The following is a 24583-nucleotide window of genomic DNA, read 5'->3' as shown; positions in this document are numbered from 1 at the left end:
TCCGCCGTTTTTTTTGCCTCAGCCTAACAGTGGGTTGTAGTTTTCACGGCGCAACATCTGACAGAGCGCGATTAAGGGTAAACCGACCAGGGTGTTCGGGTCGCGGCCTTCCAGCCGTTCGAACAGCGTAATGCCCAATCCTTCGCTCTTGAAACTCCCGGCGCACTGCAGCGGGTTCTCTTTGCGCACATAGCCTTCTATCTCTTTATCACTGAGATGGCGAAAGTGAACGTCAAAGGGTTCGCATTCGGTTTGCAGATGGCCGCTGGCAGAGTTGTACAGCGCCAGTCCGGTATAAAAGGTAATGATTGACCCGCTGGCCTTTCTTAACTGCCTGCGGGCATTTTCCTCGGTGTGCGGTTTGCCGGTGATTTCACCGTCCAGCACGCAAACCTGATCGGAGCCTATAATAAGGTGATTAGGGAAGCGTGTGGCCAGACTTTGCGCTTTGGCCTGCGCCAGCCGGGTGACAAGCTGACGTGCGGATTCATCAGGCCGGGGCGTTTCGTCGACGTCAGGCGCGGCACATTCAAACGGTAAACCCAGTTTTTCCAGCAGCATGCGCCGCCAGGGAGAGGTTGACGCGAGGATAAGATCAGACATATTTTTTCATCCACATATAGCGCTTCGCAGAGCATCATCTTAAACTATGCGCCGCAATGTGTGCGAATAAATGGCAAAAGGCAACCTGAGGCTGCCTTTTTCTTTGACTCTATGACATTACAAAGTTAATATGCGCGCCCTATGCAAAAGGTAAAATTACCCCTGACTCTTGATCCGGTACGCACGGCTCAAAAACGCCTTGATTACGAAGGCATCTATGCCCGCGATCAGGTTGAACGTGTAACCGATTCTGTAGTCAGCGTGGACAGCGATGTGGAATGCAGCATGTCGTTCGCTATCGATAACCAGCGTCTCGCCGTTATTACTGGCGATGCAAAGGTAACGGTAACTCTCGAATGCCAGCGTTGCGGGAAACCGTTCTCCCATCACGTCCACACCACGTATTGTTTTAGCCCCGTCAGAAATGACGAACAGGCCGAAGCACTACCGGAAGCGTATGAGCCGATTGAGGTTAACGAATTCGGTGAAATCGACCTGCAGGCAATGGTCGAGGATGAAATTATCCTCTCCCTGCCCGTAGTTCCGGTGCATGATTCTGAACACTGTGAAGTGTCCGACGCGGACATGGTCTTTGGCGAACTGCCTGAAGAGGCACAAAAACCAAACCCATTTGCCGTATTAGCCAGCTTAAAGCGTAAGTAATTGAGGAGTAAGGTCCATGGCCGTACAACAGAATAAACCAACCCGTTCCAAACGTGGCATGCGTCGTTCCCATGACGCGCTGACCGCAGTCACCAGCCTGTCTGTAGACAAAACTTCTGGTGAGAAACACCTGCGTCACCACATCACTGCCGACGGTTTCTACCGCGGTCGCAAGGTTATCGCTAAGTAATCACGCGATACTCGCAGGATTTCCCGTTGCAGGCCATGGCGGGCGTGTGCGTCCCTGGAAACTCGGTTAACCCGGTCGCTGGGGGCATTTATGCCCGGATTGTTGCGTCTGCAGCGTGAATATTCGCGGGTGCCAGCGTGATGAAGCTTAGTGAGGACTCCCCGGGCAACTGGGGAATCACCGAACCGGGCAGCGACGATACCTTGACACGTCTAACCCTGGCGTTAGATGTCATGGGGGGCGATTTCGGCCCATCCGTGACGGTGCCTGCAGCACTGCAGGCACTGAACTCTAATTCGCAACTCACACTTCTTTTAGTCGGCGATCCCGACGCCATCACGCCATTACTCGCCAAAGCTGACTTCGAACAACGTTCGCGTCTGCAGATCATTCCTGCGCAGTCAGTTATTGCCAGTGATGCGCGACCCGCACAGGCTATCCGCAGCAGTCGCGGAAGCTCAATGCGCGTGGCGCTGGAGCTTGTGAAAGAAGGGCGGGCGCAAGCCTGCGTCAGCGCTGGCAACACCGGCGCGCTGATGGGGCTGGCGAAACTGCTGCTCAAACCGATCGAAGGTATTGAGCGGCCGGCGCTGGTGACGGTTTTACCGCACCAGCAGAAGGGCAAAACCGTGGTGCTGGATCTCGGCGCCAACGTCGATTGCGACAGCACGATGCTGGTGCAGTTCGCGGTAATGGGCGCGGTGCTGGCGGAAGAAGTGGTCGGCATTGCCAACCCCCGCGTCGCTTTGTTGAACATCGGCGAAGAAGAGATGAAAGGCCTCGGCAGCATCCGCGATGCTGCCGCAGTGCTCAAAACGCTGCCTTCCCTCAACTACATCGGCTATCTTGAAGCCAATGAACTGTTGACCGGAAAAACCGATGTGCTGGTTTGTGATGGATTCACGGGCAACGTCACATTAAAAACCATGGAAGGTGTTGTCAGAATGTTCCTTTCACTGCTGAAATCTCAGGGAGAGGGCAAAAAACGGTCGTGGTGGCTGCTGTTACTAAAACGTTGGTTACAAAAAAGCCTGGCGAGGCGATTCAGTCACCTCAACCCCGACCAGTATAATGGCGCCTGTCTGTTAGGATTGCGCGGTTCCGTGATCAAGAGTCATGGTGCTGCCAATCAACGCGCCTTTAGCGTCGCGATAGAGCAGGCAGTGCAGGCGGTGCAGCGGCAGATCCCTCAGCGGATCGCCGCGCGCCTGGAATCTTTATACCCAGCTGGTTTCGAGCTGCCGGAAAGCGACAGTGACGTGAACGCCCGACAGCAAAGCGGGACGAATGGCCACGATTGACGCCGCGGCGGTTGAACGAGGCGGGTATATCACCCAAGAGTGACTGAGCGTACATGTATACGAAGATTATTGGTACCGGCAGCTATCTGCCCGAGCAAGTGCGTACAAACGCCGACCTGGAAAAAATGGTAGAAACCTCTGACGAGTGGATTGTCACCCGCACAGGTATCCGTGAGCGTCGTATTGCCGCAGCGCATGAAACAGTTGCTACGATGGGCTTTGAAGCCGCAAAGCAGGCGCTGGCGATGGCGGGCGTGTCCGCGGAGCAAATTGGTCTGATTATCGTTGCGACCACTTCCGGCACGCACGCGTTTCCGAGTTCTGCATGCCAGATCCAGTCAATGCTGGGCGTTAAGGGTTGCCCGGCGTTTGATGTCGCCGCCGCCTGCGCCGGTTTCACCTATGCGCTAAGCGTCGCCGATCAGTATGTGAAGAACGGCGCGGTAGATTATGCGCTGGTTGTTGGCGCCGATGTGCTGGCGCGCACCTGCGATCCGGCGGATCGCGGAACGATTATTATTTTCGGAGACGGCGCCGGCGCGGTTGTACTGGGCGCCTCCGAAGAGCCGGGCATTATCTCGACGCATCTGCATGCCGACGGCAGCTATGGCGAACTGCTGACCCTGCCGAACGCCGATCGTGTCGATCCGGAAAACCCGATCTATCTGACGATGGCCGGCAACGAAGTCTTCAAAGTGGCGGTCACCGAGCTGGCGCACATCGTTGATGAGACGCTGGCAGCGAATAATCTTGAACGTTCAGCGCTGGACTGGCTGGTGCCGCATCAGGCTAACCTGCGTATTATCAGCGCGACGGCGAAGAAACTGGGTATGTCGATGGATAACGTCGTTGTGACCCTCGACCGCCATGGCAACACCTCCGCGGCGTCAGTCCCTTGCGCGCTGGATGAGGCCGTCCGCGATGGCCGTATTCAGCGCGGTCAGCTGATTTTGCTGGAAGCCTTTGGTGGCGGTTTCACCTGGGGTTCCGCGCTGGTTCGTTTTTAGTATAAGGATTTAAACATGACGCAATTCGCATTTGTGTTCCCGGGGCAGGGCTCTCAGGCCGTAGGCATGCTGGCCGAAATGGCTGCCGCCTGGCCGGTCATTGAAGAGACCTTCGGTGAAGCTTCCGCAGCGTTGGGTTACGATCTGTGGGCGCTGACGCAACAGGGCCCGGCAGAAGAACTGAATAAGACCTGGCAGACTCAACCGGCGCTGCTCGCCGCCTCCGTGGCGCTGTACCGCGTCTGGCAACAGCAGGGCGGCAAAGCGCCAGCGCTGCTGGCGGGTCACAGCCTCGGCGAATACTCCGCGCTGGTATGCGCGGGCGTTATCGGTTTCGCTGATGCCGTTCGCCTGGTTGAGCTGCGTGGTAAATTCATGCAGGAAGCCGTACCGGAAGGTACCGGCGCCATGTCCGCGATTATCGGTCTGGACGACGCCGCTATCGCCAAAGCCTGTGAAGAGTCTGCCGAAGGGCAGGTGGTCTCTCCGGTGAACTACAATTCTCCGGGCCAGGTGGTTATCGCCGGGTACAAAGAGGCCGTTGAACGCGCTGGCGCCGCCTGTAAAGCCGCCGGTGCCAAACGCGCGCTGCCGCTGCCGGTGAGCGTGCCGTCCCACTGCGCGCTGATGAAGCCAGCCGCAGAAAAACTGGCGGTAGAGCTGCAGAAAATCACCTTCAACGCGCCGACGATTCCGGTGGTGAATAACGTCGACGTGAAGTGCGAAACCGCGCCGGACGCCATTCGCGACGCGCTGGTGCGCCAGCTGTACAGCCCGGTGCAGTGGACCAAAACCGTTGAGTTTATGGCTGCCGAGGGCGTATCGCACCTGTATGAGGTTGGCCCGGGTAAAGTCCTCACCGGCCTGACCAAACGTATTGTTGACACCCTGACCGCTTCCGCGCTTAACGAGCCGGCGGCGATGTCTGCGGCGCTTGAGCAATAAAAGAGGAAAACCATGAGTTTTGAAGGAAAAATCGCGCTGGTTACCGGTGCAAGCCGCGGTATTGGCCGTGCTATCGCTGAAACGCTCGTCGCCCGTGGCGCGAAAGTTATCGGTACTGCGACCAGCGAAAGCGGCGCGCAGGCGATCAGCGACTATTTAGGCGCCAATGGTAAAGGTCTGATGTTGAATGTGACCGACCCGGCATCTATTGAATCTGTTCTGGAAAATGTGCGCGCAGAGTTTGGCGAAGTGGATATCCTGGTGAATAATGCCGGGATCACTCGCGACAATCTGTTAATGCGTATGAAAGATGACGAGTGGAACGATATTATCGAAACCAACCTGTCATCGGTTTTCCGTCTGTCAAAAGCGGTAATGCGCGCTATGATGAAAAAGCGTCATGGACGTATTATCACTATCGGTTCTGTGGTTGGTACCATGGGAAATGCGGGTCAGGCCAACTACGCCGCGGCGAAAGCGGGTCTGATCGGCTTCAGTAAATCACTGGCGCGTGAAGTTGCGTCCCGCGGTATTACTGTAAACGTTGTTGCTCCGGGCTTTATTGAAACGGACATGACGCGTGCGCTGACCGATGAGCAGCGTGCGGGTACGCTGGCGGCAGTTCCTGCGGGGCGCCTTGGCACCCCAAATGAAATCGCCAGCGCGGTTGCATTTTTAGCCTCTGACGAAGCAAGTTACATCACTGGTGAAACGTTGCACGTCAACGGCGGAATGTACATGGTCTGACCGAGATTTGTGCAAAACGTTCAGGAACCGCGCACTTCGCACGGTTCTCTGTGCGGTTTTGTGCGAAAAGATTTGCGTTCTTAGGGCAAACGGCCTCAAAATAGCGCAAAATCGTGGTAAGACCTGCCGGGATTTAGTTGCAAATTTTTCAACATTTTATACACTACGAAAACCATCGCGAAAGCGAGTTTTGATAGGAAATTTAAGAGTATGAGCACTATCGAAGAACGCGTTAAGAAAATTATCGGCGAGCAGCTGGGCGTTAAGCAGGAAGAAGTTACCAACAATGCTTCCTTCGTTGAAGACCTGGGCGCTGATTCTCTTGACACCGTTGAGCTGGTAATGGCTCTGGAAGAAGAGTTTGATACTGAGATTCCGGACGAAGAAGCTGAGAAAATCACCACCGTTCAGGCTGCCATTGATTACATCAACGGCCACCAGGCGTAAGTGAACATCTCCAGGCGGTCATTCGACCGCCTGAGTTTTATCTTTTTTTTGTCCCACAAGAATCTATTTTCCCTCCCTGGAGGACAAACGTGTCTAAGCGTCGTGTAGTTGTGACCGGACTGGGCATGTTGTCTCCTGTCGGCAATACCGTAGAGTCTACCTGGAAAGCTCTCCTTGCCGGTCAGAGTGGCATCAGCCTGATCGACCATTTCGATACTAGCGCCTATGCAACGAAATTTGCTGGCTTAGTAAAGGATTTTAACTGTGATGACATTATCTCGCGCAAAGAACAGCGCAAGATGGATGCCTTCATTCAATATGGAATTGTCGCTGGCGTTCAGGCCATGCAGGATTCTGGCCTTGAAGTGACGGAAGAGAATGCAACCCGTATTGGCGCCGCTATCGGCTCCGGTATTGGCGGTCTCGGCTTGATCGAAGAAAACCACAGTTCGCTGGTTAACGGCGGACCGCGCAAGATCAGCCCATTCTTCGTTCCTTCCACAATTGTTAACATGGTGGCCGGACATCTGACCATCATGTTTGGTCTGCGTGGGCCAAGCATCTCTATCGCGACCGCGTGTACTTCAGGCGTGCACAACATCGGCCAGGCCGCGCGCATCATCGCCTATGGCGATGCCGATGCGATGGTGGCAGGCGGCGCGGAAAAAGCCAGCACCCCGCTTGGCGTGGGCGGCTTCGGCGCGGCGCGTGCGCTCTCCACGCGCAATGACAACCCGCAGGCGGCGAGCCGTCCGTGGGATAAAGATCGTGACGGCTTCGTGCTGGGAGACGGCGCGGGTATGGTGGTGCTGGAAGAGTACGAGCATGCCAAAAAACGCGGCGCCAAAATCTACGCCGAGATCGTTGGCTTCGGCATGAGCAGCGATGCTTACCACATGACGTCACCGCCGGAAGATGGCGCGGGCGCCGCGCTGGCAATGGTGAATGCTATTCGCGATGCGGGCATCGAACCGGGCCAGATCGGCTACGTCAACGCCCACGGCACCTCGACGCCGGCTGGCGATAAAGCGGAAGCGCAGGCGGTTAAGTCTGTCTTCGGTGATGCGGCGAGCCGCGTACTGGTGAGCTCTACCAAATCCATGACCGGGCATCTGCTGGGTGCGGCAGGGGCGGTAGAGTCGATTTACTCTATCCTGGCGCTGCGCGATCAGGCGGTTCCGCCGACGATCAACCTCGACAACCCGGATGAAGGCTGCGACCTCGACTTCGTTCCACACGAAGCGCGTCAGGTTTCCGGTATGGAGTACACCCTGTGCAACTCCTTCGGCTTTGGCGGCACTAACGGTTCGCTGATCTTCAAAAAAGTGTGACAGGGCTTGCCCCGGTACTGCTTTAACAAAAGGCCCGTTTGTCGGGCCTTTTTTATTCAGCTTTCTCCCCTTGTTCTCTGCTCTGGGTCCTGACACACTGACCGACCAGTGAAAAGGAGTCCTTTATGTTCTTGATAAACGGCGTTGTACAGGACACGTTGGCAGCGAACGATCGCGCCATCCAGTTTGGCGACGGCTGTTTTACCACCGCCCGCATCCAGCAAGGGCAGGTTGCGCTACTGGACGCCCATCTGCAGCGTTTACAGACAACCTGTGAAAAATTACATATCCCATTTAACGACTGGCTGACGCTGAGCGAAGAGATGCAGCGTCTGGCTCGGCCGCACGCGCAGGGCGTGCTCAAGGTGACTCTCACCCGCGGCGTTGGGGGAAGGGGATACAGTGCGGCGGGCTGCGTGTCGCCCACTCGCATTCTCAGCTTCTCTCCATACCCGGCGCATTATGCGCGCTGGCGGGAGGAGGGCATTACTCTGACCCAGAGTCCGGTGCCCCTGGGGCGCAACTCCTGGCTTGCCGGCCTGAAGCACCTTAATCGCCTTGAGCAGGTGCTGATCCGCTCTCATCTTGAGCAGACGGACGCCGATGAGGCGCTGGTCCTTGACAGTGACGGGTGGCTTACGGAATGCTGTGCCGCGAATTTATTCTGGCGTCAGGGACGTGATGTATTTACTCCGCGACTCGATTATGCCGGGGTCAACGGCATTATGCGGCAGCGCTGTATCGCGCAGCTGGCACCATCGACGTTTCGCGTTGTCGAAGTGACAGCGCGTCCCGAGACGTTGCGGGAGGCCGATGAAGTGCTGATCTGCAATGCGCTGATGCCGCTGGTGCCGGTTCGCCGCTGGGAGGAGACCACCTGGTCCTCGCGTGAGCTTTACCATTTTTTAGCCCCTTTGTGTGAGCTGTCTGGTTAGTATGAAGAAAATGTTACGTTTTATCCTGTTGCTGGTCGTGCTGTTGGGCATCGCCGCGGCGGCAGGCATGTGGAAGGTACGCCAGCTGGCGGACAGCAAGCTGCTGATTAAGGAAGAGACCATCTTTACCCTCGAAGCTGGCACCGGCCGGCTGGCGCTGGGCCAGGATCTCTATCGCGAGAAGGTGATCAATCGCCCGCGCGTTTTCCAGTGGCTGCTGCGGGTGGAACCTGAGCTGTCTCACTTCAAGGCCGGGACCTATCGCTTCACGCCGCAAATGACGGTGCGCGAGATGTTGCAGCTGCTGGCCAGCGGCAAAGAGGCGCAGTTTCCGCTGCGCTTTGTCGAAGGCATGCGCGTCAGCGACTACCTGCACCAGCTGCGCGATGCCCCGTACGTGAAGCACACGCTTGAAGACGATAGCTACGCGACGGTGGCTAAGGCATTAGGTCTTGAGCATGCCGACTGGGTAGAGGGCTGGTTCTGGCCGGATACCTGGATGTACACCGCCAACACCAGCGATATCGCCATCCTCAAGCGCGCGCATCAGAAAATGGTCGCCGAAGTGGCGAAGGTCTGGGAAGGACGGATGGAGAATCTGCCCTATGCCGATCAGAACCAGCTGTTGACCATGGCCTCGATTATTGAAAAAGAGACCGCGGTAGCGGAAGAGCGCGACCGCGTCGCGTCGGTATTTATCAACCGCCTGCGCATCGGTATGCGCTTGCAGACCGATCCGACCGTAATCTACGGGATGGGCGCAGGATATACTGGTAAGTTAACGCGTAAGGATCTCGAGACGCCGACCGCATACAATACTTATACCATCAGCGGTTTGCCGCCGGGCCCTATCGCGGTGCCGGGCGAGGCCTCGCTGAAGGCGGCCGCCCATCCGGCGAAAACGCCATATCTTTATTTCGTCGCCGACGGGAAAGGGGGCCATACGTTTACCACAAACCTGGTCAGTCATAACCGTGCGGTGCAGGATTATCTGAAAGTACTTAAGGAAAAAAATGCGCAGTAACTATATCGTCATCGAGGGGCTGGAGGGCGCCGGGAAGACCACCGCACGTCAACTGGTGGTGGAGACGCTGCAGTCGGCGGGTATTCACGATATGGTGTTTACCCGCGAGCCGGGGGGCACAATCCTTGCCGAAAAACTGCGTAGCCTGGTGCTGGATATCCAGTCCACGGGCGATGAAGTGATTAACGATAAAGCGGAAGTGCTGATGTTTTACGCGGCGCGCGTCCAGTTGGTGGAGACCGTGATTAAGCCCGCGCTGGCCCGCGGCCAGTGGGTGATCGGCGATCGTCACGATCTGTCGACGCAGGCCTATCAGGGCGGCGGCCGGGGAATTGACCGCACGATGCTGGCGACGCTGCGCGACGCGGTACTCGGTGATTTTCGCCCCAATCTGACGCTGTATCTCGACGTCACGCCGGAAGTGGGGCTGCAGCGCGCCCGGGCCCGCGGCGAGCTGGATCGCATTGAGCAGGAGTCCATGAACTTTTTCAACCGTACCCGCGCGCGCTATCTTGAGCTGGCCGCCGCCGATCCTTCTATCCGCACGGTTGACGCAACTCAGCCGCTGGATGCCGTGGCGCGCGACATTCGCGCCACGATCGCCCAGTGGATGGCGGAGCAAGCGGCATGAAATGGTATCCGTGGCTGCGCCCCTCGTTCGAGCAACTGGTCGGTAGCTATCAGGCCGGACGAGGCCACCACGCCTTACTGTTACAGTCCCTGAACGGGATGGGCGGCGAGGCGTTGATTTACGCGCTGTGCCGCTTCCTGATGTGCCGCCAGCCCGAAGGACATAAAAGCTGCGGCCACTGCCATAGCTGTCAGCTGATGCAGGCCGGCACGCACCCCGATTACTATGCGCTCAGCCCCGAGAAGGGCAAGAGCGCGCTGGGTATTGACGCGGTGCGCGATGTCAATGAAAAGCTCTATGAACATGCACGCCTTGGTGGGGCAAAAGTGGTCTGGATTAGCGATGCTGCCTTGCTGACCGATGCCGCCGCCAACGCGTTGCTGAAAACGCTGGAGGAGCCCCCGGAGAATACCTGGTTCTTCCTCGCCTGCGAGGAGCCGGCGCGTCTGCTGACCACTCTGCGCAGCCGCTGTCGCCTGCATCATCTGGCGCCGCCGTCTGAGCCTTATGCTCTGGCCTGGCTGGAGCGTGAGGTGAGCCTGCCGCAGGAGTCATTGTTGACCGCGTTACGCCTGTGCGCCAGCGCGCCGGCTGCGGCGCTCGAACTGTTACAGGAACCGCTGTGGACGGCGCGGCAGCAGTTGTGTCAGGCGCTGGCGGCTACCCTGGCGAGCGGTGACTGGCTGGCGCTGCTGCCGATACTCAATCATGAACAGGCGGCGGTTCGCCTGCACTGGCTGGCGTCGCTGCTGGTCGATGCGCAAAAACGACAGCAGGGGATTACCCTGGTGAGTAACCCTGACGTCTGGCCGCTGCTGGAGCAGCTGGCGCACAGCCTGCCCGCCGCCCGGCTGCAGGCGATTGCCCATGACGTCTGTACCTGCCGCGAGCAATTGCTCAACGTTGTCGGTGTCAACCGCGAACTGCTGCTTACCGAGCGCCTGCTGCGCTGGGAACATTACCTGCAACCCGGGACGGTTTTACCCGTCTCCCACCTCTGAGTGAGACATTATGTTTTTAGTCGACTCCCACTGCCATCTTGATGGTCTGGATTATCAAACTCTACACAAAAACGTCGACGACGTGCTGGCAAAAGCGGCCGCACGCGATGTGAAATTTTGCCTCGCCGTCGCCACGACGCTGCCTGGCTACCGCAGTATGCGCGAACTGGTGGGGATGCGTGACAACGTCGTCTTCTCGTGCGGCGTACACCCATTAAACCAGGACGAGCCTTGGGAGGTAGAGACTCTGCGCGCGCTGGCAGCGGAAGAGGGCGTCGTGGCGATGGGGGAGACCGGTCTGGATTATTTTTATACCCCGGAAACTAAAGCCCAACAGCAAAGCTCGTTCCGCGACCACATTCGTATCGGCCGTGAGCTCAATAAGCCGGTGATCGTCCATACCCGTGACGCGCGTGCCGATACTCTGGCTATTTTGCGCGAAGAAAAGGTGACGGATTGCGGTGGCGTACTACACTGTTTCACTGAGGACAGGGAGACAGCGGGCAAGCTGCTCGATATGGGGTTCTATATCTCGTTTTCCGGTATCGTCACTTTTCGTAACGCCGAGCAGCTGCGTGATGCGGCGCGCTACGTGCCGCTGGATCGCCTGCTGGTTGAAACCGATTCGCCGTACCTGGCGCCGGTCCCCCACCGCGGCAAAGAGAACCAGCCGGCGCTGGTCCGTGACGTTGCCGAGTATATGGCGGTACTGAAGGGGGTGTCGCTTGAGCAGCTGGCTCAGCAGACCACCGACAATTTTGCCACCCTGTTCCACATCGACCCCGCCCGTTTGCAACCTGCTTGATCTGCTTATTATTTTAAGGCTCGTAATTAATAGCCAAAGCGAGTAAAGTTCACCGCCACAAAAGTGGCGGTGAAGGTTTTTTAGCAACATCTGGATACAATTTATGTAAGTTGATGTAAATTTTTACCGGAAGGCTGATTGAAACGTGATAGCCGTCAAACAATCATCCCGTTAATTATTTTACTCTGTGTAATAAATAAAGGGCGCTTAGATGTCCTGTCCACGGCACGGTTCTCCCCCCGGGCCAATGCGTGAAAGCGTAAAAAAGTACCAAATACTCAGGAGCACTCTCAATTATGTTTAAGAATGCATTTGCTAACCTGCAGAAGGTCGGTAAATCGCTGATGCTGCCGGTATCCGTACTGCCTATCGCAGGTATCCTGCTGGGCGTCGGTTCCGCTAACTTCAGCTGGCTGCCAGCCGTGGTCTCCCACGTTATGGCAGAAGCAGGCGGTTCAGTTTTCGCCAATATGCCGCTGATCTTCGCTATCGGTGTGGCCCTCGGCTTCACCAATAACGACGGTGTATCCGCACTGGCTGCAGTCGTGGCTTACGGCATCATGGTGAAAACCATGGCGGTTGTTGCGCCGCTGGTGCTGCATTTACCTGCTGACGAGATTGCGGCAAAACACCTTGCTGATACCGGCGTGCTTGGCGGTATTATCTCCGGTGCTATCGCCGCCTACATGTTCAACCGCTTCTATCGCATCAAGCTGCCAGAATATCTCGGCTTCTTTGCGGGCAAGCGTTTTGTGCCGATTATCTCTGGTCTGGCCGCTATCTTCACCGGCGTGATCCTCTCCTTCATTTGGCCGCCGATCGGCTCCGCGATCCAAACCTTCTCCCAGTGGGCTGCTTATCAGAACCCAGTGGTGGCGTTTGGTATCTACGGTTTCATCGAACGTTGCCTGGTGCCGTTTGGTCTGCATCACATCTGGAACGTTCCTTTCCAGATGCAGATCGGCGAATACACCAACGCGGCTGGTCAGGTGTTCCACGGCGATATCCCGCGCTACATGGCAGGCGACCCGACGGCGGGCAAACTGTCTGGCGGCTTCCTGTTCAAAATGTATGGTCTGCCGGCAGCGGCTATCGCGATTTGGCACTCTGCTAAACCGGAAAACCGCGCCAAAGTGGGCGGTATCATGATCTCCGCCGCGCTGACCTCGTTCCGGACCGGTATCACCGAGCCGATCGAGTTCTCGTTCATGTTCGTGGCGCCGATCCTGTACGTTATCCATGCCATTCTGGCGGGCCTGGCGTTCCCGATCTGTATCCTGCTGGGTATGCGTGACGGTACCTCGTTCTCTCACGGCCTGATCGACTTTATCGTGCTGTCCGGTAACAGCAGCAAGCTGTGGCTGTTCCCGATTGTTGGTATCTGCTATGCGATCGTGTACTACGTCATTTTCCGTGTGCTGATTAAAGCCCTGGATCTGAAAACTCCGGGTCGTGAAGACACCACCGAAGAGAGCAAAGCTGGCGCCACCAGCGAGATGGCTCCGGCTCTGGTCGCCGCTTTCGGCGGTAAAGAGAACATCACCAACCTCGACGCATGTATTACTCGTCTGCGTGTTAGCGTGGCGGATGTAGCGAAAGTTGACCAGGCTGGCCTGAAAAAACTGGGCGCCGCTGGCGTGGTAGTGGCAGGTTCTGGCGTACAGGCCATCTTCGGTACCAAGTCCGATAACCTGAAAACTGAAATGGATGAGTACATCCGTAACAGTTAAGACGTAGTATCGGGGAGACTAAGGCAGCCAACTGGCTGCCTTTTTTATGCGCTAAAGTCGGTGCCCCACAAGCGATAACCCTGAAAACAGTCCACCATATGCTTATTCCCTCAGCAGCTAAGTCTATAGTTGAATAAGAAAAAGAGCTTTCAGGTTGAAAGAGAGGGAGAATGTCGCTCATACTCTTAGCGGAACCTGTGCGTCCGCGTTTATCTGCAGAAGCAGGCCAGCGCACGGGATAAAACTTATAAGGAATCAGTCATGGCAGAAGAAACGATTTTCAGCAAAATCATTCGCCGGGAGATCCCGTCGGATATTGTCTATCAGGATGAGCTTGTGACCGCTTTTCGCGACATCTCCCCGCAGGCGCCCACCCATATTCTGATTGTCCCGAATGTTCTGATTCCTACCGTAAATGACGTCACCGCTGAACATGAGCTGGCGCTGGGCCGGATGATGACCGTCGCGGCGAAGATCGCCCGCGATGAAGGTCTTGCCGACGATGGCTATCGGTTGATCGTCAACTGCAACCGCCACGGCGGCCAGGAAGTGTACCATATCCATATGCATCTGCTGGGCGGTCGTCCGCTTGGCCCGATGCTGGCGCACAAAGGCTAATGTCATGCTCAGGACCCTTTTGGGCGCGTGTCTGGCGGCGGGGCTACTCGCCGGGTGTAGTTCACACCCGGAGATCCCGGTTTCTGACCAGCAGGCGCTGGTGATGGAGTCGAGCGTGCTGGCGGCGGGGATCAGCGCCAGCGAGCCTGCCGTCGTGGCGACAGAGATTCAGGCTACCGCCTCCTCAACGCTATATAACGAGCGCCAGCAGCCGGTTACCGTGCACTATCGTTTTTTCTGGTATGACGCCCGAGGGCTGGAGATGCATCCGCTGGACGCGCCGCGCACCATCGTGGTACCGGCCCGCTCCTCGGTCACGTTATATGGCAGCGCCAATATCCTGGGGGCGCATAAGGCCCGCCTTTATCTTTATCTGTAAGGGGTAATTATAATGATGAAAATGTGTCGCTATGCGTTAATCACAGCACTGGCGATATTCCTCGCAGGCTGTGCGGGGTTGCGGGAGCAGCCCGCGCCGGTAGAAGAGGCCAAACCGCAGCCGCAGCAGCCTGCGCAGCCGCAGCCCACGGTGCCGACCGTACCGGCGGTGCCCTCTGTCCCGGCGCAGCCTGGGCCGATTGAGCATCAGGATCAGCAGTCGGGTCAGCCGGCGCCGCGCGTGCGTCATTATGACTGGAACGGCGCGGTTCAGCCGCTGGTGGGGCAGATGTTGCAGGCGAGTGGGGTCAATGCCGGCAGTATTCTGCTGGTTGACAGCGTGAACAACCGCACCAACGGTTCGCTGAATGCTGGAGAAGCCACCACTGCGCTACGTAGTGCGCTGGCCGGTAACGGCAAATTTACCCTGGTATCGGCGCAGCAGCTGGCGGTCGCCAAGCAGCAGCTGGGCCTGTCGCCGCAGGACAGCCTCGGCAGCCGCAGCAAAGCCATGGGCATCGCCCGCAACGTGGGCGCGCAGTATGTGCTTTACTCCAATGCCACCGGCAACGTCAACGCGCCTGAGCTGAAAATGCAGCTCATGCTGGTGCAAACCGGTGAGATTATCTGGTCAGGTAAAGGTGCTGTTCAGCAACAATAAGCTAACGCGCGACGAGCTCTTGTCGCGCTTCTTTCCCCATTATCATCCTGTCGCCTCGCTGAGCCAGAGTGGCCTCAGCGGCGGCAGTGTGATTATCAGCGACGGCGACCGGCGGCACGTGCTGCGTCAGCCGCACGATCCGTCTGCCGCCACTTACTATTTTCGCCGTCAGTATCACGCACTCCGCCGACTGCCTGCCAGGCTGGCGCCAACCCCGCTGTTTTACTCACCCTGCTGGATGGTGGTGGAGTATTGCGCAGGGGAGGTGAAAAGCGAGTTACCGGCCTCCCCGCAGCTGTCAGGCTTATTGTATGATTTGCATCAGCAACCGCGGTTTGGCTGGCGGGTTAGCCTCACACCACTGCTGGCCCAGTACTGGCAGAGGTGCGATCCGGCGCGGCGCAAGCCGCGTTGGCTGCGCTGGCATCAGCGGCTGCGCCGCCAGGGCGAGCCCCGTCCCCTGCGGCTGGCGCCGCTGCACATGGACGTCCATGCCGGCAATATTATTCATAATGAGTCCGGCCTGAGGCTGATCGACTGGGAATATGCCGGCGATGGCGATATCGCGCTGGAGCTGGCCGCGGTGTGGATCACGCCTGGCGAGCGCCGTCGGCTGGTAGAAGCGTATGCCCGGCGGGCGGCCATCGACGCGCAGCTGCTTTGGCGGCAGGTTGTACTCTGGCGCCCGTGGGTACTGCTGTTGATGGCGGGCTGGTATGAAATGCGCTGGCGGCAGAGCGGGGACCGGCAATTTATCACGCTGGCAGATGAAACATGGTGTCAGTTAGACAACGAACGTAAAGGATAAGAGAGGTCAGTGTGGGCCCAGTGATGTTGGATGTCGAAGGGTATGAGCTGGATGCGGAAGAGCGAGAAATTCTGGCGCATCCGCTGGTGGGAGGGTTGATCCTCTTTACCCGAAATTATCACGATCCGGCGCAGCTGCGCGAGCTGGTGCGCCAGATCCGCGACGCATCCCGGAACCACCTGGTGGTGGCGGTCGATCAGGAAGGGGGGCGGGTTCAGCGTTTCCGCGAAGGGTTTACCCGTTTACCGGCGGCCCAGTCTTTCGCCGCGCTGCTGGGGATGGAAGAGGGGGGCAAACTGGCCGCCGAAGCCGGCTGGCTGATGGCCAGCGAAATGATCGCCATGGATATCGATATTAGTTTTGCGCCAGTGCTGGACGTCGGCCATATCAGCGCCGCAATCGGCGAACGTTCTTATCATGAAGATCCACAGAAAGCGCTGACGATGGCGCGTCACTTCATTGACGGGATGCACGCCGCGGGCATGAAAACCACCGGCAAACACTTCCCGGGTCACGGGGCGGTGACTGCCGATTCGCACAAAGAGACGCCGTTCGATCCGCGGGCGGCATCGGTTATCCGCGACCATGATATGGCGGTGTTCAAAAGCCTTATCGCCGAGCAGCGTCTGGATGCCATTATGCCGGCGCATGTGATTTACCCGGAGCTCGATCCGCGTCCGGCCAGCGGCTCGGCGTACTGGCTGAAAACGGTGCTGCGCGGCGAACTGGGCTTTGACGGGGTGATTTTCTCCGACGATCTGTCGATGGAAGGGGCGGCGATCATGGGCAGCTATGCCGAACGCGGTCAGGCATCGCTCGACGCCGGTTGCGATATGATCCTCGTCTGCAATAATCGTAAAGGCGCGGTCAGTGTGCTGGATAACCTGTCGCCGATCAAAGCAGAGCGTGTTACGAAATTGTATCATAAAGGTTCCTTTTCCCGTCAGGAGTTAAGGGATTCAGCCCGTTGGAAAACGGTGAGTGCCCAGCTGGAGCAGCTTCATGCGCGCTGGCAAGAGGCGAAGTCCGCGTAACGCTCTACGGGGCGTTGTTGTCTGGTGAGGATGCGATGATTATCTATTTACACGGTTTTGACTCGAACAGCCCCGGTAACCATGAGAAGGTGATGCAGCTGCAGTTTATCGACCCGGACGTGCGGTTGATTAGCTACAGCACGCGGCATCCCAAGCACGATATGCAGCATTTGCTGAAAGAGGTCGATAAAATGCTGCAGCTCACTGCCGATGACCGGCCGCTGATCTGCGGCGTCGGCCTTGGCGGCTACTGGGCGGAGCGGATTGGTTTTCTGTGCGATATCCGCCAGGCGGTGTTCAATCCAAACCTGTTTCCGCATGAGAACATGGAAGGCAAAATCGACCGACCGGAAGAGTATGCTGACATCGCCACCAAGTGCGTGACCAACTTCCGCGAGAAGAACCGCGATCGCTGCCTGGTGGTGCTTTCCCGCCAGGACGAGGCGTTGGACAGCCAGCGTTCCGCCGATCTCCTGCACCACTATTATGAAATTATCTGGGATGAAGAGCAGACCCATAAGTTTAAAAATATCTCGCCGCATCTGCAGCGGCTGAAAGCGTTTAAAACCCTCGGCTAACTGCTTTTCCCTTGTTCCCAAACCCGCGTCGGGTTCACCACGCGGGTTTTTTCATGTCTACACTTATTGGTTTCGCTGAAAAAATACGCGACAAAACTTGATGCACATCAATTTTGGTATGACCAATGCACCGTTCATGGTATTCTCGACAGTGCTGAATGGTTTCATTAACGTAACTTGTTGTTAAATAAAGGCTATTTCAATAACTTTTATTTAACAATTGGTTAATAATTTTAGGGGTACACATGACTACGCCATTGAAAAAAATCGTAATTGTGGGTGGCGGCGCTGGCGGACTGGAACTGGCAACTCAGCTGGGGAGAAAGTTAGGGCGCCATAAGAAAGCGAAAATCACCCTGGTGGACCGTAACCACAGCCATCTGTGGAAGCCGCTGCTGCACGAAGTGGCCACCGGTTCTCTGGATGAAGGCGTTGATGCGCTGAGCTATCTGGCCCATGCCCGCAACCACGGTTTCCAGTTCCAGCTGGGCTCGGTGGTTGATATCAACCGCGAAGGGAAAACCATCACCCTCGGCGAGCTGCGCAATGAAAAAGGCGAGCTGATGGTGGCTGAGCGTAAACTGCCGTACGACACGCTGGTCATGGCGTTGGGCAGTACCTCGAATGACTTTAATACCCCTGGCGTAAAAGAGAACTGCATTTTCCTCGACAACCCGCACCAGGCGCGTCGCTTCCATCAGGAAATGCTCAACCTGTTCCTTAAATACTCTGCTAACCTCGGCGCTAACGGTAAAGTAAATATCGCCATCGTCGGCGGTGGCGCCACCGGCGTGGAGCTCTCCGCTGAGTTGCACAATGCGGTGAAACAGCTGCACAGCTACGGCTACAAAGGGCTGACCAACGAAGCGCTGAACGTCACGCTGGTCGAGGCGGGTGAGCGCATTCTGCCTGCGCTGCCGCCGCGCATTTCCGGGGCAGCGCATAATGAGCTGACTAAGCTGGGCGTACGGGTTCTGACGCAGACCATGGTCACCAGCGCGGATGCGGGCGGCCTGCACACTAAAGATGGCGAATATATTGAGGCGGATCTAATGGTCTGGGCGGCGGGGATCAAAGCGCCAGATTTCATGAAAGAGATCGGCGGCCTCGAAACCAACCGTATCAATCAGCTGGTGGTCGAGCCGACGCTGCAGACTACCCGCGATGCGGATATTTTCGCCATCGGCGACTGCGCCTCCTGCGCCCGTCCGGAAGGCGGCTTTGTGCCTCCGCGGGCCCAGGCGGCGCACCAGATGGCTACCTGCGCGCTGAACAACATCCTGGCGCAGATGAAAGGCAAACCGCTGAAGGCATACACCTATAAAGACCATGGCTCGCTGGTGTCGCTGTCAAATTACTCCACCGTCGGCAGCCTGATGGGTAACCTGATGCGCGGTTCGATGATGGTGGAAGGGCGCATTGCGCGCTTCGTGTACATCTCCCTGTACCGTATGCACCAGATTGCTCTGCATGGTTACTTCAAGACCGGCCTGATGATGCTGGTCGGGCGCATCAACCGCATCATTCGCCCGCGCCTGAAGCTGCACTAATCGCTGTCGCGACCCGGAGGCGCGCTCTGAGGGCGCCTCCGGGCTCTTCTGCTGGAACCGCAGAGATCCCCCTCGGAATCCTCTGAATCCCTTTGATTTGCAGCGAATTCTCGCACTTTTCATCCGCTATCTGATTTGCGCCCTCCCGGCTCCGGTTGCAAAATTGTATCAACAGCAACAAAGGAGGAACTCCCGTGAATAAATCTATGTTGGCGGGTATAGGGATAGGCGTGGCTGCCGCGCTGGGCGTTGCAGCTGTCGCTGGTCTCAACGTGTTGGATCGCGGCCCGCAGTATGCGCAAGTGGTCTCCAGTACACCGATTAAAGAAACCGTGAAAACGCCGCGTCAGGAATGCCGCAATGTCACGGTGACTCATCGTCGTCCGGTACAGGATGAAAACCGCATCGCCGGTTCGGTGCTGGGCGCGGTGGCGGGCGGGGTGATTGGCCACCAGTTTGGCGGCGGTCACGGACGCAGCGTGGCGACGGTTGTAGGTGCGCTGGGCGGCGGCTATGCAGGCAACCAGATCCAGGGCGCGATGCAGGACAACGATACTTACACCACCACCCAGCAGCGCTGCAAAACGGTGTATGACAAATCCGATAAAATGCTCGGCTACGATGTGACCTATAAGATAGGCGATCAGCAGGGGAAAATCCGCATGGATCACGATCCCGGCAGCCAGATCCCGCTGGACAACAACGGCCAGCTGGTCCTGAACAACAAAATCTAAAAACAGATTTGTGTAGTGATTAGCCCCTCAATCGCTCAGGCTGAGGGGCTTTTTTTATCAGAAGGTTAAGGCGTAGTTCAGACCAAAGGTGCGGCCACGACCTTTGTACTCATACAGCGATGAACTGCCGTAGGTTGGGCTGTAGAGCAGCGGCGCGCGCTGGCCCCAGATAGTGACATAGTCTTCGTTAAGCAGGTTTTCGATACTGAAGGTCAGTTTCCCCACCGGCAGCGCGTAACTACCGATAAAATCGACGGTGTTATAGCCTTCCAGCTTGTTGCCGGCGGCATCGCTGAGGTCAAATACCTGCTGACTCTGCACGCGCAGGCTCCACGGATCCGGCGCCCAGCCCACCCAGGCGGTGGCTTTAGACGGCGAGGCGAGGGTGACGTCCCATTTTTGCCAGCGGCCGTCGGTCTGCACCTGGGATTTCAGCACGTTAAAGTTACCGCCGACGCTCCAGTCGCTATCCGGAATAAAGTAGTCGACCGCCCCCTCAACGCCGTAAATACGCCGTTTGTCGGACTGAACGTCGATGGTCATGTCGGTGCGGTTGACGACAATGGTCTTATCCGAGGTCGAGTAGTACGCCGCCAGCTGGGTGCGCAGGTTATCGCCAGTGTAGCGCCAGCCCAGCTCGTACGAGTTAACTTTGATCCCCTGCAGCGGCGAGTCATCGACGTTGACGCTGGAGATCAGCGGCAGATGACCATTCACCGCAGCGCCATATTTACCGATGCCATAGTATTTACCAGGGTCCGGTAGCTCGACACCCTGCGAGAAGTTAAACCAGGTTTGTTGACGCTCGGTCAGGTGGGCCACGATCCCGGCGTTAAACAGGAAATTGTCATAATCGGTTTTGCCGCCTTTGATGGCGTCGGCGGAGCGCGCTTTGCCGTTGGCGATATCCTGCTGCTGGGCGTAGCCGACAAAGTCGTCGACCCGGTTTTCGGTCCACTGGTAGCGTACCCCGCCGCTGACGGTAAAGATATCGTTCAGATCGTAGCTGGACTGCAGGAATGGCGCGACATTGGAAATACTGTATCCCGGGTAGCGGCCGGTTGTGTAGATCGATTCGTTGTGCAACCCGCCGGAGGCCATCGATTGTGGCAGATCGAAGAACATTTGGTTGGCATTAAAGGTCTCATGATCGGCGTCGAGACCCCAGGTGAGATCCCACCCCGCCAGCGGTTGGCTGTTGAGGGTCAGCTTGGCCCCATACTGATCGGTATCCTGCTGCGACGAGGAGAAGCTACTGACCTGACCTTTCGTGAGCGTCGGGAACGGATAGAAGGTGAGGGACTCATCGCGATAGTACACCTGGCTCACCAGATTCTGGCCGAAAAAGTCGGCATCGGAGTACTGGAGGCTGATCAGATGGCGTTCGGTGCCGGGGATACGGTCGGAATTGAGCCCGTCGGTGGTATACGCTTTGCCGCCGCTGGTGACCGCGGACATGTTCTTCCCGAGCCACAGACCGTAGTCATCATCGCCCTGGCTTTTATAATACTGGGTGACCAGCTGCAGCTGGCGGTTATCATCGATCTCAATCGTCCCCGTCCCCATCACGTCGAGGCGGTCAGAGTGCTGGAGCCCCGTTTGGGTATTATCGAGGATCAGCGCATCGTTATTGCCGTCGTACCAGCCGCCGAAACGCTGATAGGCTACCGACAAGCGGCCGGATGCGTGGTCTGTTCCGCCGCTGACGGCCGCCGCGACGCGCTCATCATGATCGTTGCTGTTCGCAAAACCGCTCTTGCTGCCCACCTCGAGATCGACCTGACGATCCTGCTGCCCCTTTTTGGTAACGATGTTGATAAGCCCGCCGGTACTGCCCCCGCCGTACAGCGAGGTCGCTCCGGAGATCACTTCGATATGTTCGATGTTGAATGGATCGATGGCGTCGAGCTGGCGGCTGTCGGTGCGTGAGGAGTTGAGCCGGACGCCGTCAATCAGCACGACGATCGCGCGCCCGCGCATGTTCATCCCATAGTTGGTCCGCCCCTGGCTGCTGACGTCGATGCCGGGGATCAGCTGCGCCAGCACGTCTTTGAACTCTTTCCCGCCCTGGACCTGCTGCTCAATCTCCTGGCCCTCAATGACCCAGGTGGTTTGGGCCATTTCGGCCACGGTGCGATGGGTGCGGTTTGCGCTAACGATGATGCTGTCTTCATCAGACTGAGCCGCCAGCGCAGGCAGCGTGCTGGCCAGCAGCAGAGGGTGGAGCACCCAGAGGCGCTTTTTCATATCCATTCCTTTTATGAGCAAGTTGCTTTGTCGTTGTTATGGGCCGGCGTCGGCCGGTATTCGTTACAATGCGAAACATCTGGAAAAACTCAAAAAAGGATTTTGCACATAATGAATATCGCAATCAATATCATTTGCGTTTATCTTGCGCGAGAAAAGATAATAAAAATCAATCTATTTTGTGGGGATAAAGCCAACAGGAGAGCGGATCCGGCGGCAGAATACCGCCGGAAGCAGGGCGCATCAGGACTCGAGGACCTGCGGCCAGAGACGGAGAGTGGTATCGGTGATTTGCATCAGCTTGTCGAAATCCGCGCCTTCCCGGGCGCTAATCGACATCCCCTGCAGAACGCAGTTAAGAAATTGCGCCAGCTGCGCGACATCGCGGCCCGCGGGCAGTTCGCCCTGCGCCTGCCGCTGCTGCAGAAACTGGGTTAGCGCCTGCTCCTGCATCGCATGGCGGGATTTGATGGTATTGGCGATATCCGTCGAGGAGGCGGCCAACGCGGCGGAGGTATTGATGATAAAGCAGCCGGCCGGCGTCTCTTTGCTGGTAAAGCAGGTGGCGACCGCCGTGAAGTAGTCACGCAACGCGCGATCGACGGATTTTCCCTCGGCAAACAGCACGGCTTCGTGCTTCGCGGCAAAGCGCGAAATGTAACGATCCAACACTGCGCGGAATAGGCCTTCTTTATTCACAAATTCCGCATACAGGGTGGGGGCTTTTGCTCCTGTCGCCTCGACCAGATCGGCGAGCGAGGTCGCCTCATAGCCGTGCTGCCAGAAGAGTGTCATGGCTTTGTCCAGCGCCGCATCCCTGTCGAACACCTTCGGTCGGCCACGGCTTTTTTTGGCGCAACTTTGAACGTCAGTTGTCATGGTGCCGTTGTACCTATGTTGGTTTGGTGAAAGGCCATTATAAAAATAAACGATCGCCGGGGCCAGCGCTGTCGGTTTAAAAATAAATAATTCATATATGTATGAAATTTAAGCATTTTATAAATAGTTAAACGATCGTTATAAAAATGCATTGACGTGTGACATAGATCACATTATTATTTACCTATCGATCGTTAAGTTAATGCTTGCGACCCTACTATAAAATTCATCTGCACAGGTATAATAATCATGAAAACCGTTAATACTCTGGCTATTGCCGCCGTTTTAAGTTCCCTTTCTTTCGCCAGCTTTGCCGCTGTAGAGGTGCAGTCCACCCCTGCAGGACAGCATAAAGTAGGCACCATCTCTGCTTCTGCCGGGACTAACCTGGGCTCGCTGGAAGACCAGCTGGCGCAGAAAGCGGATGAGATGGGCGCCACTTCATATCGTATTACTTCGGTAACCGGTCCGAATACCCTTCACGGTACCGCCGTTATCTACAAGTAAGCCCGATGCGTCGCTGCCCGGCCCCCTTCACCGGACGGCGATGAGTAAGACCCTGTTGTACCCCTGTTTGACCCTTGCCAACAAAAAACCCGCCATCAGGCGGGTTTTTTGTTTTATGCAGCGTAAGACTACAGCGACTGCGGTCCAGGCTCAGCATGACGGGTGACGTCAATCGGCATGCCCGAGCGATAATTCATCGCGCGCTCCATCACCGTCCCGTCGGTCTGCGGCGCCTGTTTGAACGCAGTCATGGCCGCATTAAGCGTAATGGGCAGGGTCTGCGGGTCGTCATCGATATGCTCAGACAGCGGCTGATGGACCTCAACCAGACGGCGGCCATCCGGCTCAACCGACGCCTTGATCGGCGTGTTGATAATGTTCACCTTCGTGCCCGGCGAGATAGTGTTGTACAGCGCCTTGATATCGTTATCGCGCAGACGAATGCAGCCGGAACTGACGCGCATACCGATGCCGAAATCGGCATTGGTGCCGTGCAGGAGATAGACTCCGCCATAGGCGGCGAGGCGGATGGCGTGATGGCCCATCGGATTGTCAGGACCAGCAGGCACTACCGCCGGCAGCTCAATCCCCATAGCCTTGTAGCGCGCGCGAATGTTGGCGGTAGGTGTCCAGGTCGGATTGGCCCGTTTGTCGGACACGGTTGTGACCATCGTCGGTGTGATGGTGGTTCCGCCCAGCTGACCGATGCCGATTGGGTAGACGGTCACTTCATTCTTGCCCGGCGGGTAATAATAGAGGCGCAGTTCGGCGAGGTTAATCACCAGCCCTTCGCGCGGCGCATCGGGCAGCAGCGTCTGCAGGGGGATGGTCAGCACGCTGCCGGCGCGCGGAACATAGGGGTCAACCCCGGGATTGGCCTGCAGCAGGGCCAGGAAGCCGACATTATACTTCTTGGCAATCGCTTCCAGCGAACCGCCGTCATCCTGTACCACATGAAACTGATTCTGACCCACCAGCCGGCTGCCCGGCGGGGGAAGGGGCCAGGTGTTAGCGCGCGCGGGCAGGGCCAGCGCGGCGACTAACGCGACTAGCGTCAGCCAAAGCGTCACGGGGAAACGGTTTCTCATTACCATAACTCCAAAATATGTAAGTGGTTATTTTTATACGCAAAGCAGATGAGATTATGGCGTGAGTCTGTGTGGGGAAATCCAGGCGGATTGCAAAATGTTTGTAAAGATTGCGAGGTATGTGGGAAGGGAGATACGGCA

At 57.2% G+C, this 24583-nt stretch carries 29 protein-coding genes; 24 read left to right on the top strand and 5 right to left on the bottom strand.

Features of this window, described 5'->3' with window-relative positions; genetic code table 11:
- Window positions 1-18 precede the first annotated feature (18 nt).
- A complete protein-coding gene (locus HMPREF3140_RS23915; RefSeq protein ID WP_002899273.1) occupies window positions 19-603 on the bottom strand; it encodes a Maf family protein in 585 nt (194 codons plus the stop codon).
- A 141-nt stretch (window positions 604-744) separates the two neighbouring features.
- Between HMPREF3140_RS23915 and yceD the strand changes: the two genes are divergently transcribed.
- The 22 genes from yceD to HMPREF3140_RS23805 all read left to right on the top strand — a co-directional run bounded on the left by yceD (window position 745) and on the right by HMPREF3140_RS23805 (window position 19721).
- Complete coding sequence (gene yceD / locus HMPREF3140_RS23910; protein ID WP_002899276.1) at window positions 745-1266, top strand: 23S rRNA accumulation protein YceD; 522 nt, start codon at window positions 745-747, stop codon at window positions 1264-1266.
- Window positions 1267-1282: 16 nt separating this feature from the next.
- Window positions 1283-1456: a 50S ribosomal protein L32 gene (gene rpmF / locus HMPREF3140_RS23905; protein WP_000290724.1), complete on the top strand. Its 174-nt coding sequence runs from the start codon at window positions 1283-1285 to the stop codon at window positions 1454-1456.
- Window positions 1457-1659: 203 nt separating this feature from the next.
- Window positions 1660-2757, top strand: coding sequence for a phosphate acyltransferase PlsX (plsX, locus tag HMPREF3140_RS23900; protein ID WP_004224085.1), 1098 nt, complete (start codon window positions 1660-1662; stop codon window positions 2755-2757).
- Window positions 2758-2810: 53 nt separating this feature from the next.
- Window positions 2811-3764, top strand: coding sequence for a beta-ketoacyl-ACP synthase III (locus HMPREF3140_RS23895; protein WP_002899288.1), 954 nt, complete (start codon window positions 2811-2813; stop codon window positions 3762-3764).
- Between the two features lie 15 nt (window positions 3765-3779).
- Complete coding sequence (gene fabD / locus HMPREF3140_RS23890) at window positions 3780-4709, top strand: ACP S-malonyltransferase (RefSeq protein WP_032411244.1); 930 nt, start codon at window positions 3780-3782, stop codon at window positions 4707-4709.
- A 12-nt stretch (window positions 4710-4721) separates the two neighbouring features.
- On the top strand, window positions 4722-5456 hold the full coding sequence (gene fabG, locus HMPREF3140_RS23885) for a 3-oxoacyl-ACP reductase FabG (protein WP_002899294.1): 735 nt from the start codon (window positions 4722-4724) through the stop codon (window positions 5454-5456).
- 210 nt (window positions 5457-5666) lie between these two features.
- Window positions 5667-5903, top strand: coding sequence for an acyl carrier protein (gene acpP / locus HMPREF3140_RS23880; protein ID WP_000103754.1), 237 nt, complete (start codon window positions 5667-5669; stop codon window positions 5901-5903).
- A gap of 89 nt (window positions 5904-5992) precedes the next feature.
- Window positions 5993-7234, top strand: a complete 1242-nt coding sequence (gene fabF, locus HMPREF3140_RS23875) for a beta-ketoacyl-ACP synthase II (protein ID WP_002900666.1) — start codon at window positions 5993-5995, stop codon at window positions 7232-7234.
- Between the two features lie 125 nt (window positions 7235-7359).
- Window positions 7360-8169 (top strand): aminodeoxychorismate lyase, encoded by an 810-nt coding sequence (pabC, locus tag HMPREF3140_RS23870; protein WP_009484237.1) that lies wholly within the window; start codon window positions 7360-7362, stop codon window positions 8167-8169.
- 1 nt (window position 8170) lies between these two features.
- Window positions 8171-9193 (top strand): cell division protein YceG, encoded by a 1023-nt coding sequence (yceG, locus tag HMPREF3140_RS23865; RefSeq protein WP_032411245.1) that lies wholly within the window; start codon window positions 8171-8173, stop codon window positions 9191-9193.
- A complete protein-coding gene (tmk, locus tag HMPREF3140_RS23860) occupies window positions 9183-9824 on the top strand; it encodes a dTMP kinase (protein ID WP_002900674.1) in 642 nt (213 codons plus the stop codon). Before yceG ends, tmk begins: the two co-directional genes overlap by 11 nt.
- Window positions 9821-10825: a DNA polymerase III subunit delta' gene (gene holB / locus HMPREF3140_RS23855; protein ID WP_004147932.1), complete on the top strand. Its 1005-nt coding sequence runs from the start codon at window positions 9821-9823 to the stop codon at window positions 10823-10825. Before tmk ends, holB begins: the two co-directional genes overlap by 4 nt.
- A 10-nt stretch (window positions 10826-10835) precedes the next feature.
- Window positions 10836-11630, top strand: coding sequence for a metal-dependent hydrolase (locus tag HMPREF3140_RS23850; protein ID WP_009484238.1), 795 nt, complete (start codon window positions 10836-10838; stop codon window positions 11628-11630).
- Window positions 11631-11926: 296 nt separating this feature from the next.
- A complete protein-coding gene (gene ptsG, locus HMPREF3140_RS23845) occupies window positions 11927-13360 on the top strand; it encodes a PTS glucose transporter subunit IIBC (RefSeq protein WP_070553137.1) in 1434 nt (477 codons plus the stop codon).
- 261 nt (window positions 13361-13621) lie between these two features.
- Window positions 13622-13978, top strand: coding sequence for a purine nucleoside phosphoramidase (hinT, locus tag HMPREF3140_RS23840; protein ID WP_002900681.1), 357 nt, complete (start codon window positions 13622-13624; stop codon window positions 13976-13978).
- Between the two features lie 4 nt (window positions 13979-13982).
- Window positions 13983-14357: a YcfL family putative periplasmic lipoprotein gene (locus HMPREF3140_RS23835; protein WP_002900683.1), complete on the top strand. Its 375-nt coding sequence runs from the start codon at window positions 13983-13985 to the stop codon at window positions 14355-14357.
- A gap of 21 nt (window positions 14358-14378) precedes the next feature.
- On the top strand, window positions 14379-15017 hold the full coding sequence (gene lpoB, locus HMPREF3140_RS23830) for a penicillin-binding protein activator LpoB (RefSeq protein ID WP_014342994.1): 639 nt from the start codon (window positions 14379-14381) through the stop codon (window positions 15015-15017).
- The gene (thiK, locus tag HMPREF3140_RS23825) at window positions 14998-15825 is read left to right on the top strand and encodes a thiamine kinase (RefSeq protein ID WP_014907847.1); all 828 of its coding nucleotides are present in this window, start codon (window positions 14998-15000) and stop codon (window positions 15823-15825) included. Before lpoB ends, thiK begins: the two co-directional genes overlap by 20 nt.
- A gap of 23 nt (window positions 15826-15848) precedes the next feature.
- On the top strand, window positions 15849-16859 hold the full coding sequence (gene nagZ / locus HMPREF3140_RS23820; protein WP_004147935.1) for a beta-N-acetylhexosaminidase: 1011 nt from the start codon (window positions 15849-15851) through the stop codon (window positions 16857-16859).
- A 35-nt stretch (window positions 16860-16894) separates the two neighbouring features.
- Complete coding sequence (ycfP, locus tag HMPREF3140_RS23815) at window positions 16895-17437, top strand: alpha/beta hydrolase YcfP (RefSeq protein ID WP_002900775.1); 543 nt, start codon at window positions 16895-16897, stop codon at window positions 17435-17437.
- A gap of 245 nt (window positions 17438-17682) precedes the next feature.
- The gene (locus tag HMPREF3140_RS23810) at window positions 17683-18987 is read left to right on the top strand and encodes an NAD(P)/FAD-dependent oxidoreductase (protein WP_070553135.1); all 1305 of its coding nucleotides are present in this window, start codon (window positions 17683-17685) and stop codon (window positions 18985-18987) included.
- 194 nt (window positions 18988-19181) lie between these two features.
- Window positions 19182-19721 (top strand): glycine zipper 2TM domain-containing protein, encoded by a 540-nt coding sequence (locus tag HMPREF3140_RS23805; protein ID WP_002900781.1) that lies wholly within the window; start codon window positions 19182-19184, stop codon window positions 19719-19721.
- Window positions 19722-19778: 57 nt separating this feature from the next.
- On the opposite strand, the gene HMPREF3140_RS23800 is transcribed toward HMPREF3140_RS23805, so the two are convergent.
- Window positions 19779-21968, bottom strand: coding sequence for a TonB-dependent siderophore receptor (locus HMPREF3140_RS23800; RefSeq protein ID WP_004150817.1), 2190 nt, complete (start codon window positions 21966-21968; stop codon window positions 19779-19781).
- A gap of 68 nt (window positions 21969-22036) precedes the next feature.
- On the opposite strand from HMPREF3140_RS23800, the gene HMPREF3140_RS28990 reads away from it, so the two are divergent.
- Window positions 22037-22159 (top strand): hypothetical protein, encoded by a 123-nt coding sequence (locus tag HMPREF3140_RS28990; protein WP_009484243.1) that lies wholly within the window; start codon window positions 22037-22039, stop codon window positions 22157-22159.
- 52 nt (window positions 22160-22211) lie between these two features.
- On the opposite strand, the gene HMPREF3140_RS23790 is transcribed toward HMPREF3140_RS28990, so the two are convergent.
- Window positions 22212-22847 carry a TetR/AcrR family transcriptional regulator gene (locus tag HMPREF3140_RS23790; RefSeq protein ID WP_004140640.1) on the bottom strand — a complete coding sequence of 212 codons (636 nt, stop codon included), beginning with the start codon at window positions 22845-22847 and terminating at the stop codon, window positions 22212-22214.
- The gene (locus tag HMPREF3140_RS28985; RefSeq protein WP_004147941.1) at window positions 22844-22999 is read right to left on the bottom strand and encodes a hypothetical protein; all 156 of its coding nucleotides are present in this window, start codon (window positions 22997-22999) and stop codon (window positions 22844-22846) included. The genes HMPREF3140_RS23790 and HMPREF3140_RS28985 overlap by 4 nt, the downstream gene beginning before the upstream one ends.
- A 97-nt stretch (window positions 23000-23096) precedes the next feature.
- On the opposite strand from HMPREF3140_RS28985, the gene bhsA reads away from it, so the two are divergent.
- Entirely contained in the window at window positions 23097-23354 is a 258-nt protein-coding gene (bhsA, locus tag HMPREF3140_RS23780) for a multiple stress resistance protein BhsA (protein ID WP_002900788.1), read from the top strand.
- Between the two features lie 128 nt (window positions 23355-23482).
- Here bhsA and ldtC read toward each other — a convergent pair whose 3' ends face one another.
- The gene (gene ldtC / locus HMPREF3140_RS23775; RefSeq protein ID WP_002900790.1) at window positions 23483-24442 is read right to left on the bottom strand and encodes a L,D-transpeptidase LdtC; all 960 of its coding nucleotides are present in this window, start codon (window positions 24440-24442) and stop codon (window positions 23483-23485) included.
- Between the last annotated feature and the right edge of the window lie 141 nt (window positions 24443-24583).

The organism is Klebsiella sp. HMSC16A12, assembly GCF_001808265.1.
Classification (GTDB): domain Bacteria; phylum Pseudomonadota; class Gammaproteobacteria; order Enterobacterales; family Enterobacteriaceae; genus Klebsiella; species Klebsiella pneumoniae.
The sequence above is the reverse complement of the archived record's forward strand: the minus strand, read 5'-3'. Positions and strand labels throughout refer to the sequence as shown.